The sequence below is a fragment of the Kitasatospora sp. NPDC001095 genome, assembly GCF_053598615.1.
Map to the genome: position 1 here is coordinate 1 of NZ_JBSFKQ010000050.1, position 15,303 is coordinate 15,303.

A 15,303-nucleotide genomic window follows, 5' to 3' on the forward strand; every position below is an offset into this window, starting at 1 on the left:
CAGCCACGTGATCATTCTGACGGTCCAGCGTCGCCCGGCACGGCAACCGGGCGACACGTCACGACGGGGCGAACGTTGCCTGATGCGGCACTAGTACTGCAACGACACTCCGTAACGTTGCGTGTGCTCGCCTCGTTGAGTGTGTTCGTGCTGGAAGACATAACTGACGGATGGTCGGGCGAGTTTGCTGACTTCACGGGGCGGTTCGCCGGCCGCTTCGGTCGGGTGGAGCCCCGGCGGCGGATGGTGTCCTACCTGCGGGGACTGCTCGGCGAGGCCGAGCGGAAGAACGGCTGGACCCTGGCCGAGGCCGCCGGCGACGATGGCCCGCAGGGGATGCAGCGCCTGCTGAACCACTACCAGTGGGACGCCGACGCGCTGCGCGACGATGTCCGTGATGCCGTTCTGGAGAACATCGGCGATCCCCATGATGGAGTTCTCATCCTCGACGAGACAGGGTTCATGAAGAAGGGTGTCCGGTCGGCGGGCGTGGCCCGCCAGTACTCGGGCACAGCTGGCCGGATCGAGAATTCCCAGGTGGCGGTGTTCCTGGCCTACGGATCCAACCGGGGCCGGGCGCTGATCGACCGGGAGCTGTACCTGCCGAAGGACTGGACCTCGGACCGTGAACGCTGCCGGGCGGCGGGCATCGGAGACGACGTCCAGTTCGCCACCAAACCCGATATCGGACTGCGGATGCTGAAACGCGCGGTGGAATCCGAAGTGCCGTTCGGCTGGGTGACAGCCGATGAACTCTACGGCCAGACCGGGCGCCTGCGGCTCTGGCTGGAGGAGAACGACATCCCCCATGTGCTCGCAGTTCCGAAATCCCAGATGGTCATGACCATGGAGTTCTTCGGCCAGGCCCGCGCGCACGAGCTGATCGGCCGCCTTCCGGACGAGGCGTGGCAGCGCTTGAGCTGCGGTGACGGCGCCCACGGCCCGCGGGAGTACAACTGGGCCGCGGCCCCGATCCGGCCCTGGCGGCGCGAGGGATGGGACCACTGGCTGCTCGCCCGGCGAAGCACCTCCGATCCCACGGAAATCGCCTACTACATCTGCTTCTGCCCGACCGGGACCCCGCTTGAAAAGCTCACGGAGATCGCGGGGGCGCGGTGGATGGTGGAGGAGTGCTTCCAGACCGCGAAGAACGAGGCTGGCCTCGACCGCTACCAGGTCCGCGGCTACACCCCGTGGTACCGGCACATCACCCTCTCGATGGCCGCTCTCGCTTTCCTCGCTATCCTGCGGGCCGAGACAAAAAAGGGGACGAGAAAACTCGAACTGATGAAGCCCTCGTGCCCGTCAGCATGAACGAGGCACGACGGCTGTTCAACCGCGTCTCCTCTCCGATACGCCACGGAATCCGGCATGCGCTCGCCTGGTCCCACTGGCGCAGAGAAGCCCAAGCCCGGGCACGCGCCAGCCACTACAAGCGAAGAGGGCATGTCGAAGTGTCGTTGCAGTACTAGACCAGTTGGTGAACTCACAGCCCATGGTTGCTGCGGCGCGGCTGGAAGGGGCAGTCCGGCTAGCGGTGTCTGACGCCGTCAGCCCGATCAAGGTATGGGGAGCCCTTGAAGACCTCGACGACTCCGACACCCCCGAAGACTTCGCAGAACGTCTTCCCCGCATCATCGGCCTGGGGCTGGGCCGCTGGTCGAACGACGAGCAAGCCATCACCGAAACACTCCGTGGCCTCCTGGGGAGGCTGGCCGCAGGCGAGGCGGGAGATGTCGACGCCTTCGTCGAACTCGGCTACGACAGGCTGCGTTCGGCGCTGACCTCCCGAACCGTCGCAGACGTGAGCCAGAACGTAGAAGCCGCCCTTTCCTGGTTCAGGACCGCGGATGCGGCTGAGGAAGCCCGCCATGACGCGCAGGCGTACGCGGCGGTGTGTAAATCTCTTCTGGCCTTCACCGCGGGACGGACAGAAGAGCTGCGCCAGGCGGCCGACCGCCTGGAAGCCGCTCTGGAGCAGCAGAGCGCATGGAACTGGGGAATGCACCAGCCGGACTGGCTGAAACCCCAGGCGGCAGCAGACGTGGCGTGGGGGCGTCTGGTCCTGCAACTGCAACGGGCTGCCGAACTGCTCCAGGAGGAGGTGTGGATGGAGCCGTGGGAGGCCCTCGACTATGTGCTGAGCGCATACCAGTCGGCCCGCACGGTCTGCCCAGTCGGAGCTCGCGACGGCAATGGCCTGGCGATGCTGGTGGAGCCGGCCGTCGAGGATGCGTTCTTGCGGCAGCAGGCACTGCTCGGTCAGTTGCGCCGTGCTGTGGCGAGTCCGGAGCGGCACCCTGGTGCAGGGCTGGACCACGCGACTGCCTCCGGCCTGCTCGCGCGCGTCGACCAGCAGGTGACCCTTTCCTCCTCACGGGCCCGGCGGGAGTGCGGAACGGACTCCTCAGGAAACTCGGGCGAGGACGCAGAGGCCGACGTAGAGCGGGCCCACAGGTACGCGCCCACTGCGGTGAGGAAACTCGGGATCGGCTTCACGTCCGGCCTCGCAGGAAAGATCAGCGATGACGAACTGAAGACGATCGACGGCCTCGCCTATATGGACGAGCTCACCCGACTGCGGCACTCGGACCCGCTGGTCGTACACCTTCTCGGGAAGATGCTCACCGAGTTGAGCGCCTTCCCGGACTTCATCGGAGAGACCCGCAGAACCTTCAGCGTTCTTGTTGAGCAGACACTTCTGTTCCTCAAGGCCACGGCCGACCTCGACACGGCCACCGCCTTCGGTGAAGGTCGCATCGGCGCGAACGGAAAGCGGGTCAAGATCCGCGACTACCGTCGCCGCTATGACAAGGCCCAGGGCGACCTCGTCCCGCTGGAGAACGACCTGCAGCAACACTTCTACTACTGGCTTCTCAGCGGCCAGATCAGCAACCTCGTCCAGGTCGAGGCAATCAACTCCGCACTGGGACGCGCCGACGTCCTCGTGCAGTTCGGATCGCGTCGGTATCTGACAGAGATCAAGAAGAACCACGCCAGCAACGATCGCGCCTACCTGGAGCGGCACTACTTGGCTCAGGCCGCCGAGTACAGCAACACCAACGTCCCCTTCGGTCAGCTTCTCGTCCTCGACCTCACCGACAAGGACAAGGTGGGGACGCCTCGCATCGACGAGCTGACCTGGGTCGCGAAGCACCGTCCACCCCAGGCTGTGCTCGAACGGGCGGTTGTAGCTGCCGTGGTGACCGGTAACCGGTACACACCAAGCGACTTCTCATAGGAGCCCGAAGATCTTGGACTCGCCGAGTCCGCCAAGCCTATGTTCGCCGATCACCAAGTGCAGCTCGTTGAACACCCAATCTGTTTGAGGACGTTGCCTTCGCATCACCGAGCACGTTCTGCCGAGTCAGAGCATGCGACGAAGGAGGCTTCCCAGAATGATCACGACCGAATGCGCACCCGATATCCCCATTCACTCAGGACGGCCCTTGTGGATGCTGCCTCTCGGGAACAGCTCCTCGATCACGACCGACGGGCGCCGGTCCCCAACTGGTCCCCAGCAAGATCGTTTAGAGGTATCCGCAGGCAACTCACTTCACTGACGGTGCATCATGCGACAGGCCGCTGACCTGGGATTTCTCCCGGCCAACGGCCTTCCGACATCACTGTCGGGACGACAGGATTTGAACCTGCGACCCCTTGACCCCCAGCGGTCGAAAGAGTGTCCGACAGGTGCTCACCAGTCCGGATCTCGCAGGTCAGGGCCTATCTCGTCCACCCCGCATGACGCCTGATACCACCTCATGACATCCAGTCCGTGAGAGGCGCGTGAGAGGCAGCGCGCGAGCGGGAGTTCGAAAGTGATTTGCCTCACCCTCTGATGGTAAGACTTGTTCCGCTCTCTCCAGGGGCCCTCATGTCGTTCCTCGTCACGGCGCGGCTGCGGCTGTCGACTCCGGATCAAACGATCCTGCACCGCTCACCAACAGACAGCAGATGGGAAGCTGCGGCCAAGAACACGCCAATCCGCAGGTTACCGCCCGCCTCAAGACGCCGAATCCAAATAGCCCACTCGAGGGCTAGCAGGCGAATCTTCTACGGCACCGCACCCTCCGCGCCGGGCGCTCCGCCCCCGCTGCACCAGCCTCCGCCACCTACTTCACCACCGCCCGGCATCAGCGATGGCCCGGCACACAGCGCCGCCCCCAGAAAAGGCCGTCCCCGCATCTCTGCGGGGACGGCCTTCCGGCCTGCGTACGCAACGCCGACCGGGACAACAGGATCTGAATCCGCGCCCCCCTGACGCCCATCACCCTATGATATTCCCGCCGAAAGGGCGGACATTTTTGCGATCACGAGTCGCAGAATCAGGGATCCTGCCTCACTGATCTGCATATTCGCCTCCTCGCGATCGCCCTACCGGTAACTTCTCCCGGCACTTTCCAGTGTACTCCGCACTGCGAGAATTCGAGCCCGCCGTGCACATAAATTATTATTTTGAAGATTCCCATGCGTAACGTTCGACCGAAAAGTCATCCGAGAGACACCTTGCGCCGTACCCACGGCGACAAGATCCATCCTGGCTGAGGTGTCGCAGGGTGAGGTCCAGTGCCATGCTGGGACAAGGGAAATTCCGGTGAGGCGTGCGCCGATCCACGTAGAGGCAAGGCGAGGAAGCCGGCCGAGGAAGAGGACTGCTGCGGGGAAACCGAGGTGCCCATGGCGGAATTCGCGCGGGAGAGCCGCACGGCTGCGGTGGACCGGTCGGAAGGATTCGGTGAGCGGCTGCTGGGGCATATGCTGGACCGGGCTCACGAGGTACCGCCCCAGCTCATCGCTCCGCTGGTGGCCGAAGAAGTGCGCACGATCGGTGGCCGGGACGTCTCGATCCTTCTCCAGGACTACGGCCAACTCATGCTCGTGCCGCTCCCCGGCAGGGGCCTCGCCGTTGGGGATCCGGTGCCCATCGACGCTTCCCGGGCCGGCGAGGTCTTCCTCCGTGCCACCCCTGCCGAGCACCCGCAGGCTGACGGCATACGAATGTTCCTGCCGCTCCTCGACGGCAGCGACGAGGTCGGGGTGCTCGCCGTCACCCTCGACAGCGTCGATGACGATGACCGCCGGTTGCTACGCCGTCTCGCCGGACTGGTCGCCGACATGCTGGTCACCAAGAACGGCTACACGGACCAGTTCTTCCAGGCGCGGCGTCGCGAGCCGATGAGCGTGGCGGCGGAGATCCAGTGGTCGCTGCTGCCCCCGCTGGCGATGAACACCCCGCAGGTCGCAGTCGCCGGGATCCTGGAGCCCGCCTACAACATCGCCGGCGACAGCCTGGACTACGCCCTCAACGACGACATCCTGCATCTGGCCATGATCGACGCGATGGGCCACGGCTTGAACGCCGCCGTCCTGGCGACCGTCGCCGTGGGCGCCTACCGGCATGCCAGGCGCGCCGGCGTCGGGCTCGCCGAACTGTACGCGTTCATGGACGCCGCCATCGACCAGCAATTCGGCCCAGACCACTTCGTCACAGCGCAGATGATGCGACTCGACATCGGAACAGGCCACCTGCAATGGGTCAACGCCGGCCACCCGGCACCGTTGCTGATCCGCGACCACCGGGTCATCCAGGCCCTGGACAGCCCCGGAACCCTGCCGGTCGGCTTCGGCGGTGACACACCACAGATCAGCGAGCGGAAGCTCCGGCCCGGCGACCGGGTGCTGTTCTACACCGACGGCCTCGTCGAGGAACACCAGACCGGCGGGGAGCAGTTCGGCGAGGAACGCCTGATCGCCGTCATCGAGCGCGTCGGGCCCGCCAGTGGCGGGGTGCAGGAGATGGTGCGGGACCTCTCCCACACCCTGATGCGGGAGAGAGGTGGGACCACAACCGATGACGCGAGCCTCTTCCTGGTCGAGTGGCGCGGCGGCACCGCCGATCACCTCGCGATACCAGAACGGTGGGCGGCCCCTCAGTGAGACCGGCCGCAGGCCCGCCCGGAAGGACAGCGCGCACACCCTGCGCCCGTGCGTACATGCGTTGTTCGGACGTTGCCGGCAACTCCCGTCGGCGCGCCGATCCGGCCTTCACGGGAGACGAAGGTCGACCGACGGCGACCCACCGACCGGCCCCTGCTCGCCCCGGAGGTCAGGGCTGTGGCCAGATTGTACGGTGGAAGAACCCACCGTCCACGGCCTGCGGATTACTGCGGTGCCGTGGCGGCAGCACCAGGCCGTCCAGCAAACCCGAGGCGGGTGTTCGACATGACCGCGACCTCCGATCCCACCGCCGCCCAGCCACCGGAGCCAGAACCGCCGGTCCGCATCTCCCTGACACCCGAGGGCGCCACCCGGGGCCGGCTGGACGGGGCCTGGTGGCCGCGCTCGCACGACCTCCTGCGCGAGCTGCCCCCGCTGGCGGCAGCACTGGACCCCACGTGGGGGAAGATCACCCGTGTCACCGTGAATCCGACGCACTGGCCGGTCATCCCCCGACGCGTCCCGGTCGCAGGCCACGTCATCCACGTCGGGTGGTTCGAACAGGAGCAGGACGCGGACGAGGTGATGGTGTGCTCCTTCATCCCTCTGCGCCTGGAGCTCCTGGTGATTCCCCCCGAGGCCGAGGCCTCCGCCGCCGAGTGGCTGATGACAGCGGCGTCCGACCCGGCCAACACACGCACCGGCACCGACCTCCTGACAGCCGCAGGTGTGCCGACCGCAGACCTACGGGCCGACGGGTGACAACGATCGGCAGAGGACGAAATCATTCCGTTCGCCGCCAGGCCCGACTCCGACTTCCCGCCGTCGGCTCGTCGGCACCACGGATCATGCAGGCAGAGCGCGGACATCGCCCGGGCATGCACCGCCGCGCGCCCAGATCGTGCCTTGCTCCTCGGCAGCCTCGCAGTCGATGATCGGAGCCGCACCGCACGGAGGGACGTCCGGCCCAGGCACCGGTGATGCGGCGCGCCGCGCCGGTCCCTCTGGCCGCAGGCTGATCCCGCTACTCGCGCGACCACTCGGTTTCGGCCTGAGGCTCGCCGACCGAGTGCCGCCCCTCCCAGGCTCGGACCCTGATCGCCCGGGGGCCGGGAGCGGGGCTGGAGAGCGTACGGACGAACACGTCCCGAAGGTGATTCGCCGCCTGCTGGGGCGGCCCGTCGTACTCCAGGGGGTTCGGCATGGGAGCGCCGTCCTGCTGGGACCAACGGCCGTCGTCGTCCTGGGTCTCGAGTATCCACCGGTAGTACCGCATCCTGGCCTCCCACTCCGACGAGCCCGTGCCAGAACACGACCGTAGGGGCTGGACAGGCCGCCCGCGACCGGGGCACTTCCACCAGCACCGCCGCGCGGCCGGTGATCGCACCGAGTCGCCCGGTCGGTGCACCGGGCGAGTGCAGCGCGCACGCCCCCGATAGGGAATGGGAGACGCCCACAGACCTCGGAGGTCGCTGGTGTTCGAAGCAGGTGACATCCGGGAATGGCGAGGCCACGACGTGCTCGACGCCGCCCGCCGTGCCGAGCATGCGGCGGCCCGGCGTGTGCCTTGCCCCGGGCAGGGGACGCCATGCGTAACACTGTGTGCTGTGTCGAGTACAAGTCCGGACGATGGCGGTGCCCGGGAAGGCGGCGCGTCGAGCCCCGACGCCCTGCTGTCGGCGCTCGATGCGGAGCAGCTCGGGGTGTTGCGCCGGGTGGGGATTGAGTGGGGTCGGGTTGCCGGGGATCCGCAGGCATGGCGACGTGCGCTGCCGGTGGATCCGGATCTCGGTCGGTATCCCGCTCCTTCGGAGATCGTGCCGGTCCGCTTCGGTCGTTTCGTGCGGGTCGCCGCGGTTGGCGGACGACCACCGGCGGTTGAGGCGACCAGCGAGGACACACGGACTTCCCGGCTCGGCCGGGTCGGTTCCAGGGTCCGGCACGTGGTGCTCGGGGCTCCGCTGAGGAGCACCGCGATCGCGCATGAGCGGATGCGCAAGCTGGTGGCGCTACCGGTGCTCTCCGCCGACGCGCTCTCCTCGGTCGCGTACGGACCTGAGGCGATGCTGGCCGTCCTCGTCCTCGCTGGTGGCGCCGGGTTGCGGTACTCGGTGCCGATCGCCGTGACGATCGTGTTCCTGATGCTCGCGGTCGGGGTGTCCTACCGTCAGACGATCCGCGCCTATCCGCACGGCGGTGGTTCGTACATCGTCGCCACCGCCAACCTGGGCCGCGTTCCCGGGCTGGCGGCCGCCGCCGGACTGATGACCGACTACATCCTCACGGTCGCGGTCTCGATCGCCTCCGGCATGGCGGCGGTCACCTCGGCGATCCCCTCGCTCGAACCCGACATCGTGCCGATCGGCGTCGCCGTGATCGCTGTGCTGCTCGCCGGCAACCTGCGCGGCGTGCGACAGGCGGGTGCGCTGTTCGCCGCACCGACGTACGCCTTCGTCATCGCGGTCCTCGCACTCGTCGCCGTGGGTCTGTCCGATGCTGCCGGCCACGGTTTCCACCCGACGGCAACACCACAGCCGACCGCGACCGAGGGCATCAGCCTGCTCCTGGTCCTGCGTGCCTTCGCCTCCGGCTCGACGGCTATGACAGGCATCGAGGCGATCTCCAACGCAGTGCCGGCCTTCCGGCCGACCGAGTGGCGCAACGCCCGCACGACACTGACCTGGGTGATCGGTCTGCTCGTCGCACTGTTCGCGGGCACGATCGCTCTGGTCCACCTCGACGGCGTCGTGCCCCGTGCGAACGAGACGGTGCTCTCACAGCTCGCCCATCGCACCTTCGGCTCGGGTTTCTTCTACGTCTTCACTCAGGCCGCAACCGCCGCGATCCTGCTCCTCGCCGCCAACACCGCCTACAACGACTTCCCCCGCGTCCTGTACCTGCTGGCCCGCGACAGTCAGGCACCGCGGATCTTCCTGCGGCTGGGCGACCGCCTGGCCTTCAGCAACGGGATCATCCTGCTCTCCGTCGCGGCGGCGGCGATCTACACGGCGTTCGGCGGCAAGACCGGCCCCCTGATCCCGCTCTATGCCGTCGGCGTCTTCCTCGCCTTCACACTGTCACAGACAGGCATGGTCGTGCACTGGTGGCGCCTGCGCGACCGCCACTGGCGCAAGAGCCTGGCCTTCAACGCCACCGGCGCCCTGCTCTCGGCGATCGTCTTCATCACCGCCGGCATCACGAAGTTCACCGAGGGCGCCTGGTTCGCCGTGCTCACGGTGGGACTGTTCATCCTGGTGACGACACGAATCCGGCACCACTACGACACGGTCGGCGCGGCGATCGCCCTGCATCCCCATGCCGTCGAAGTCCCCAGCCGCACCATCACACCTCCGAGATCAGGGGACGGCGCAACACGAGCCACCGCACGGACACCGGGCGCCGCGCCCGGGGCGCCGTCCGAGACCACGGCCGAAGCGGAGAGCGAGGAGACTCCCGAGGAGATCCACCCCCTGTCGATCGTGCCGATCGCCTCACTGAACCTGGCCGGCATGCGAGCGCTGGCCTATGCCGCCTCGCTCCAGCAACCCGTCCTCGCGCTCCACATCAGCCCCAGCGCGGACGAGGCCCAACGCTTCCGCGCGTACTGGAACCAGTGGGGCGACCACCTACCGCTGAAGATCCTCCTCTCCCCGTACCGCGCGATCGTCGCACCACTGGTCAACTACATCGAATCGCTGCACCACCAGCGCCCGGACCTCACCCTGACCGTCATCCTCCCGGAGATCGTCGTACGGCACCGGCGCCACCGTCTCCTGCACAACCGGCTCGCGGCCAGGCTACGGAGAGCGCTGCGCCCCCTGCCGAAGGTCGTCGTCACGACCGTCCCGTTCCACGTGTAGGACAGCGGCGGCACCGAGCAGCCCGACGCGTCCGACCGCGCACAGCGGCACCTCCGCTTCGTCGGGCCGCCCGATGGTGGACCTCGGCATAAACCTGGATAATCAGGTCATGGCAGGCCTTGAGGCGAACCCCGGAACAGTACATCTGGCCCATGGGGCGGGATACGTCAGCCCTGGCGTTGCGCTCGGCGAGTCGGTCGAGGGCATCATTCGCATCGACGAGCACGGATGGGTGCACGTCACTCAGAAGGACGGATCCCGGGTGTCGTTCCCGTCGCATGCTGTGGAACGCATCGCCTGGGGCGAGCACACTTCCTAGAGGCGAGACTCCAAGCCTTGCCGTGGGCAGAGCACGGCCGCCGACCCGTCACCGCGAGCCGGCGGTGCGCCCCGGTGGGCGGGCCGGCTCATCCGGTTTCTCCTTTCGGGGTCTGGTCGTCGACGATCTCCGCATCGACGACCTCTTCCTCATCGCCGCTCTGCGTCGGGCCGGTGCCGGCCGAGGCTTGCGGGCCGCCGGCCTGGGCGTAGAGGGCGGTGCCGATCTTCTGTGCGACGGTGGCCGCGCGCTCCATCGAGGTGCGGACGGCCGGGGTGTCCTCGCCCTTGAGCTTGGCCTTCAGGTCCGCCAGGGCCTCGTTCACCTCGGACGTGACGTCTGACGGGATCTTGTCCGGGTTGTCCTGGAGGAGTTTCTCGGTGGAGTAGACGAGGTGTTCGGCCTGGTTGCGGGTCTCGGCGACCTCCTTGCGGCGACGGTCCTCCTCGGCGTGCTGCTCGGCCTCGCGCATCATGCGCTCGATGTCCTGCTTGGGCAGGGAGGAGCCGCCGGTGACGGTCATCCTCTGTTCCCGTCCGGTGCCGAGGTCCTTGGCCGCGACGTGCATGATGCCGTTGGCGTCGATGTCGAAGGTGACCTCGATCTGCGGCAGGCCGCGCGGCGCCGGCGGCAGGCCGGTCAGCTCGAACATGCCGAGCTTCTTGTTGTACGCGGCGATCTCGCGCTCACCCTGGTAGACCTGGATCTGGACCGACGGCTGGTTGTCCTCGGCCGTGGTGAAGATCTCCGAGCGCCGGGTGGGAATCGTGGTGTTGCGCTCGATCAGCTTGGTCATGATGCCGCCCTTGGTCTCGATACCGAGGGACAGCGGGGTGACGTCCAGCAGCAGGACGTCCTTGACCTCACCCTTGAGGACACCGGCCTGCAGGGAGGCACCGATGGCGACGACCTCGTCCGGATTGACGCCCTTGTGCGGGTCCTTGCCGGTCAGCTCCTTCACCAGGCCGGTGACAGCCGGCATACGGGTCGAGCCGCCAACGAGGATGACGTGGTCGACATCGGACACCTTGATCCCGGCGTCCTTCACCGCCTGGTGGAACGGGGTCTTGCAGCGTTCCAGCAGGTCGGCGGTCAGCTGCTCGAACTGGGCGCGGGTGAGCTTCTCATCCAGGTGCAGCGCGCCCTCGGCGGAGGCGCTGATGTAGGGCAGGTTGATCGTCGTCTCGCTCGTCGAGGACAGCTCGATCTTGGCCTTCTCGGCGGCCTCGCGCAGCCGCTGCGCGGCCATCTTGTCCTTCGACAGGTCGATGCCGTAGCCGTTCTTGAACTGCTGGACGAGGTGGTCGACGATCTTCTGGTCCCAGTCGTCGCCGCCGAGGCGGGTGTCGCCGTTGGTGGCCTTCACCTCCACCACGCCCTCACCGATCTCCAGCAGGGAGACGTCGAAGGTGCCGCCGCCGAGGTCGAAGACCAGGATCGTCTGGTCACTCTCCTTGTCCAGCCCGTACGCGAGGGCCGCGGCGGTCGGCTCGTTGACGATGCGCAGCACCTTCAGGCCGGCGATCTCCCCGGCTTCCTTGGTGGCGGTGCGCTGGGAGTCGTTGAAGTAGGCGGGGACGGTGACGACGGCGTCGGTGACGTCTTCGCCGAGGTAGGCCTCGGCATCGCGCTTGAGCTTCTGCAGTACACGGGCGGAGATCTCCTGCGCGGTGTACCGCTTTCCCTCGACGTCGCCGGTGTCGGGGAAGCGCCAGTGCGGGTCGCCCACGTGGCGTTTGACGGAGCGGGCGGTGCGGTCCACGTTCGTGACGGCCTGGCGTTTGGCGACTTCGCCGACCAGCACGTCGCCACCCTTGGCGAACGCCACGACTGACGGGGTGGTGCGCGCCCCTTCCGCGTTGGGGATGACGGTCGGCTCGCCGCCCTCCAGGACACAGACGACGGAGTTCGTGGTGCCCAGATCGATACCGACGGAGCGAGCCATCGCGGCGCCTCCTCCCGCACGAGCGGATTCCCGGGCCAACCCCCCTCTTCCTCACTCGTAAAACGTGAGTTGCGCGGTGTCAAGGGCTGGCGGGAGTCCCATTGGCGGGGGCCTGCGGCGACCGCCTGCACTGTTGATGCGATGGGAGTGTCGGGCCACCCGCCGGGGGGTGGGAGGGGCCCGAACGCTCGGTGGTGAGGAGGTTCGCCATGGCTTCCGCACTGCGGTACGCGATTGCCCTGCCCGGTGCTCCCAGCACCCACGCGCCGCCCGAGATGGTCGTCGTGCATTTGACCGCCGACCTCGGCCCGAACGGGGAGCCGGTCTACGCGGCCCGGCCGACGGGTGGCAGTGGTGCGGCCATGGCGTCCTCCCCTACGCGGGACGGGCTGCCGTGGTAGGCGGTCGGCGGCGGGCGCGGGAGGGGCCTCGGATCGGGAAACGCCAGGGGCGCCGTCGCGGGGGCGCCCTTCAAGTATGCAGAGGTGTGGCTGCGGCGAACCGGTGATGCCGCCTGGGGTGAGCGTGCTCGCCCGCCAGCCGTCTGAGACGTGGGCCTAGCGGCACCCTCCGGCTTCCCCGGCACCGGCCCAGGCCCGGGAAAGCGATGTTGGCCCGACCGCCGTGGATGCCCGGGCCGGATCGGCGCGGTGCGGGCGGAGTACCGTGGGGATATCGGGGCGGCCCGGCCGCCGCTCCCCAATGGTCGGCCCTCGCACGGTGGGGTTGGCGTGCGTCCACGGACAGGTGGCGAGCCATGTCTGACGAAACCGGTGCCGCGCGCCCGGGGCTTCTGCCGGACCGGTTCCGGCAGGCCGCGAAGCCCGGGACGGTCCTGTTGCGCCTGGCGACCACCCAGTCGCGCGAGGGTGTGCTCGACGGTGCGTGGTGGCCGCGTTCACGGGACGTCGGCGCCGAACTGCCTGGTCTGGTCCGCGCGTTGACCGAACACCTCGGCCCCGTCGCGAGCGTCGGCCTGGACGCGGAAGCCTGGGACGACGTGCCGGCACGGCTGGTCGTCGACGGCCGGTCGGTGCACATCGACCGGTACCCGGTCGGTGACGACACCGTGATCATCACGCGGGGTGACCGTGATCACTTCAGCCTGCTCGTCGTCCCCCCGCAGGCGAGCCAGGAGGCGGCCCTGGCCGCGATGGCCCGCGCGGTCGAGGCAGGCGGAAGCGACTCGGCGCGGCAGATCCTCGTCACCACCGGCATCGGCTCCGAGCCACCGGGCGAAGAGACCTGAGGGACGGCCCTCGTGGGCCCGGCTCCTCGGGCAGACAGGAAAGGCAGGACGCGGAGATGTCCGTCTACGTGAAACTCTCGGCCGAGGCCCGGGCGCCGGCGGAGCCGTCGAAGGGGCCGCTGGACCTGCAGTACGAGGACGGCACGGACGACGGCGTCACTTTCGAGTACGACCTGCACCCGAGCGGCGCGCTGCGCGTCCTGCGGGTCTTCGAGGACACGCCGCACCGGATCGAGGCGTACTTCAGCTCCGGGGCGTGGCTCCAGGTCGCGGGCAACTACCTGCGAAGCGGCTCCGAGTACTGACAGGGTCCGCTCCGGGCGAGCCCGGAACGCGGTCGGCGGCGGTTGCCCGGATGTTCAGCCGTGCACCATAGCCAGCTCGGCCTCCTTCACCCCTGTCCGGGGCCGCCACCAGCAGACCTACGGTGGGCCGGGTCCGTACCACCGCGCATGGGCAAGTACGACGGCCCGCCCCAGCGGGCGGAGCCCCAGGCCGAAGCCGATTGGTCAGGTGCCGGCCAGGAGCCGGCCAGGAGCCGGGCGAGTTCCGCTCGGCGCTCGGCCTCCCGAGCTCCGTCGGCGGGTGCGACGGAGCTCGGCAGGAAGTCGGAACGGGCCTCCGGCTGTGCCGCATCGACGCTCGTCCTGGCAGCGAGCAGCTCGCTCGCGGTTCTGGTGTTCGCGGGATCCGCAGCCTCGGCCATCAGACGGGCGGCATCGACCGCGTTCGTCTGCGGCGGGACGACCAGTAGGTTCAGTCGGCGCGGGATGTACGAGCAGACCATGATCATGTGCTCGTCCTGCTCGATGCTGAACCAGCCGGCGTGGACGGTGTGGCCCGCGACGGGGATCCGCCGGGGGATGAGCGGCCACTGCGCTGGGTTCACGGTGATCCGGGTGACCCGTCCCCACTGCTCGTCGAGCTCGGCTGCCAGGGAAGGGAGTTCGAGAAGAAGGTCACGCGACCGGGGCCACCAGGCTCCGTTCAGTCGGCCGGACCGCAGGCCGTCGGGCGCCATGGAGAGCCGCACGGGGGATTCAGGAATGGCAGACGTCGTCGCACGATCGAGGATCGCAGTCATGATCAAGGACCTGTCTCCGGACCCACCGGGGGCCCGGGCCCGGGATAGCCGTTCGCCGGAGACGACGCCAGTGTCCGGTACCGGCATGCGAAGTGCCTTCGGTGATGTCCAGGCTACTCCCGGTCCGGCCCCGACCTGGCACGACCGCGATGACCTGCGACGTGCGCCTGAAGGGCAGCGGCCGGTCCTGGCGTGGGCGTTAGGGGGGCACGCGGTCCGCCGACGCGCCGACCGGGAAGAACCCGCAGCGGTCTGCCCTCGGACGGGCTGGCGCGCCGTCGGCACCGACTGGTCAGGCGGGCCGGTCTGCCCGTCGAAGAGCTGTGCCGCGCCCTGGCGGACGCCCACCTCGGCTCCTCCCAGCAAGGCCAGGAACCCTCGCTCGGCACCTGACCCGCCCACCAGGGCGACGAGAGCGGCCCGCGGTGGGCGACAGCCGCGCACCGCCGGCCGCGCCAGCAGAGGGGTCCCCGGCCCGGTACGCCGGCCGCGCATCGTCCACCGCCCCGGCCGACGGGCACCTGCCCCGCCACCGCTGAAAGGCCCGCCGAGAGTGGATCGCCGAGGCGGGACACGGCTGGCCGCCTGCGGTAAGCGGACGGCAACGACCACGGCACCCCCCACTTCGCGCCGCCGTCGGCCGCTCCCTGGACATGCCTTCCTTCCCGCGGGAGCCGGTTGTCGACGTCCAGGTGGTGTGTTCTGCCTCCTGCGGCGTCAACGGCTCCATCCGCGCCCGCCTGAAAGCCCGGGAAGCGCGCAGGGAACCCCACCTGCTGAACCCAGCCCCACCGGTCGCGGTCCCGCTGCACCGCCCCGGCGTCGACCAGCGACAACTCGCAGGAGGGTGAACGGTAGAAGGCCCGACCAGCCATCCCCCCCTGGCCTCCGCCCGCCGCCGCGGTG

General features: G+C 68.5%; 12 protein-coding genes. 9 read left to right on the plus strand and 3 right to left on the minus strand.

Going from position 1 to position 15,303, the window contains the following annotated elements; translation table 11 throughout:
* Window positions 1-159 precede the first annotated feature (159 nt).
* The 4 genes from ACWDBB_RS29600 to ACWDBB_RS29615 all read left to right on the plus strand — a co-directional run bounded on the left by ACWDBB_RS29600 (window position 160) and on the right by ACWDBB_RS29615 (window position 6,702).
* On the plus strand, window positions 160-1,314 hold the full coding sequence (locus tag ACWDBB_RS29600) for an IS701 family transposase (protein WP_449792538.1): 1,155 nt from the start codon (window positions 160-162) through the stop codon (window positions 1,312-1,314).
* Between the two features lie 223 nt (window positions 1,315-1,537).
* Window positions 1,538-3,241, plus strand: coding sequence for a hypothetical protein (locus tag ACWDBB_RS29605; protein ID WP_449792520.1), 1,704 nt, complete (start codon window positions 1,538-1,540; stop codon window positions 3,239-3,241).
* A gap of 1,439 nt (window positions 3,242-4,680) precedes the next feature.
* On the plus strand, window positions 4,681-5,940 hold the full coding sequence (locus ACWDBB_RS29610; protein ID WP_449792521.1) for a PP2C family protein-serine/threonine phosphatase: 1,260 nt from the start codon (window positions 4,681-4,683) through the stop codon (window positions 5,938-5,940).
* Window positions 5,941-6,225: 285 nt separating this feature from the next.
* Window positions 6,226-6,702 (plus strand): DUF5994 family protein, encoded by a 477-nt coding sequence (locus ACWDBB_RS29615; protein ID WP_158714250.1) that lies wholly within the window; start codon window positions 6,226-6,228, stop codon window positions 6,700-6,702.
* Window positions 6,703-6,964: 262 nt separating this feature from the next.
* Here the strand turns inward: ACWDBB_RS29615 and ACWDBB_RS29620 are convergent, their stop codons facing one another.
* The gene (locus ACWDBB_RS29620; RefSeq protein WP_033355443.1) at window positions 6,965-7,216 is read right to left on the minus strand and encodes a hypothetical protein; all 252 of its coding nucleotides are present in this window, start codon (window positions 7,214-7,216) and stop codon (window positions 6,965-6,967) included.
* A gap of 394 nt (window positions 7,217-7,610) precedes the next feature.
* On the opposite strand from ACWDBB_RS29620, the gene ACWDBB_RS29625 reads away from it, so the two are divergent.
* A complete protein-coding gene (locus ACWDBB_RS29625; protein ID WP_449792539.1) occupies window positions 7,611-9,800 on the plus strand; it encodes an APC family permease in 2,190 nt (729 codons plus the stop codon).
* Between the two features lie 109 nt (window positions 9,801-9,909).
* Window positions 9,910-10,119 carry a hypothetical protein gene (locus ACWDBB_RS29630; protein WP_158714249.1) on the plus strand — a complete coding sequence of 70 codons (210 nt, stop codon included), beginning with the start codon at window positions 9,910-9,912 and terminating at the stop codon, window positions 10,117-10,119.
* A gap of 88 nt (window positions 10,120-10,207) precedes the next feature.
* Here the strand turns inward: ACWDBB_RS29630 and dnaK are convergent, their stop codons facing one another.
* On the minus strand, window positions 10,208-12,064 hold the full coding sequence (dnaK, locus tag ACWDBB_RS29635) for a molecular chaperone DnaK (RefSeq protein ID WP_449792522.1): 1,857 nt from the start codon (window positions 12,062-12,064) through the stop codon (window positions 10,208-10,210).
* Window positions 12,065-12,273: 209 nt separating this feature from the next.
* On the opposite strand from dnaK, the gene ACWDBB_RS29640 reads away from it, so the two are divergent.
* From ACWDBB_RS29640 to ACWDBB_RS29650, 3 genes are all read left to right on the plus strand, one after another.
* Window positions 12,274-12,465, plus strand: coding sequence for a DUF6296 family protein (locus ACWDBB_RS29640; protein ID WP_033355441.1), 192 nt, complete (start codon window positions 12,274-12,276; stop codon window positions 12,463-12,465).
* Between the two features lie 356 nt (window positions 12,466-12,821).
* Window positions 12,822-13,313: a DUF5994 family protein gene (locus ACWDBB_RS29645; protein ID WP_449792523.1), complete on the plus strand. Its 492-nt coding sequence runs from the start codon at window positions 12,822-12,824 to the stop codon at window positions 13,311-13,313.
* Window positions 13,314-13,369: 56 nt separating this feature from the next.
* Window positions 13,370-13,618: a hypothetical protein gene (locus ACWDBB_RS29650; RefSeq protein WP_449792524.1), complete on the plus strand. Its 249-nt coding sequence runs from the start codon at window positions 13,370-13,372 to the stop codon at window positions 13,616-13,618.
* 86 nt (window positions 13,619-13,704) lie between these two features.
* On the opposite strand, the gene ACWDBB_RS29655 is transcribed toward ACWDBB_RS29650, so the two are convergent.
* Window positions 13,705-14,892, minus strand: coding sequence for a DUF5994 family protein (locus ACWDBB_RS29655; RefSeq protein ID WP_449792525.1), 1,188 nt, complete (start codon window positions 14,890-14,892; stop codon window positions 13,705-13,707).
* Between the last annotated feature and the right edge of the window lie 411 nt (window positions 14,893-15,303).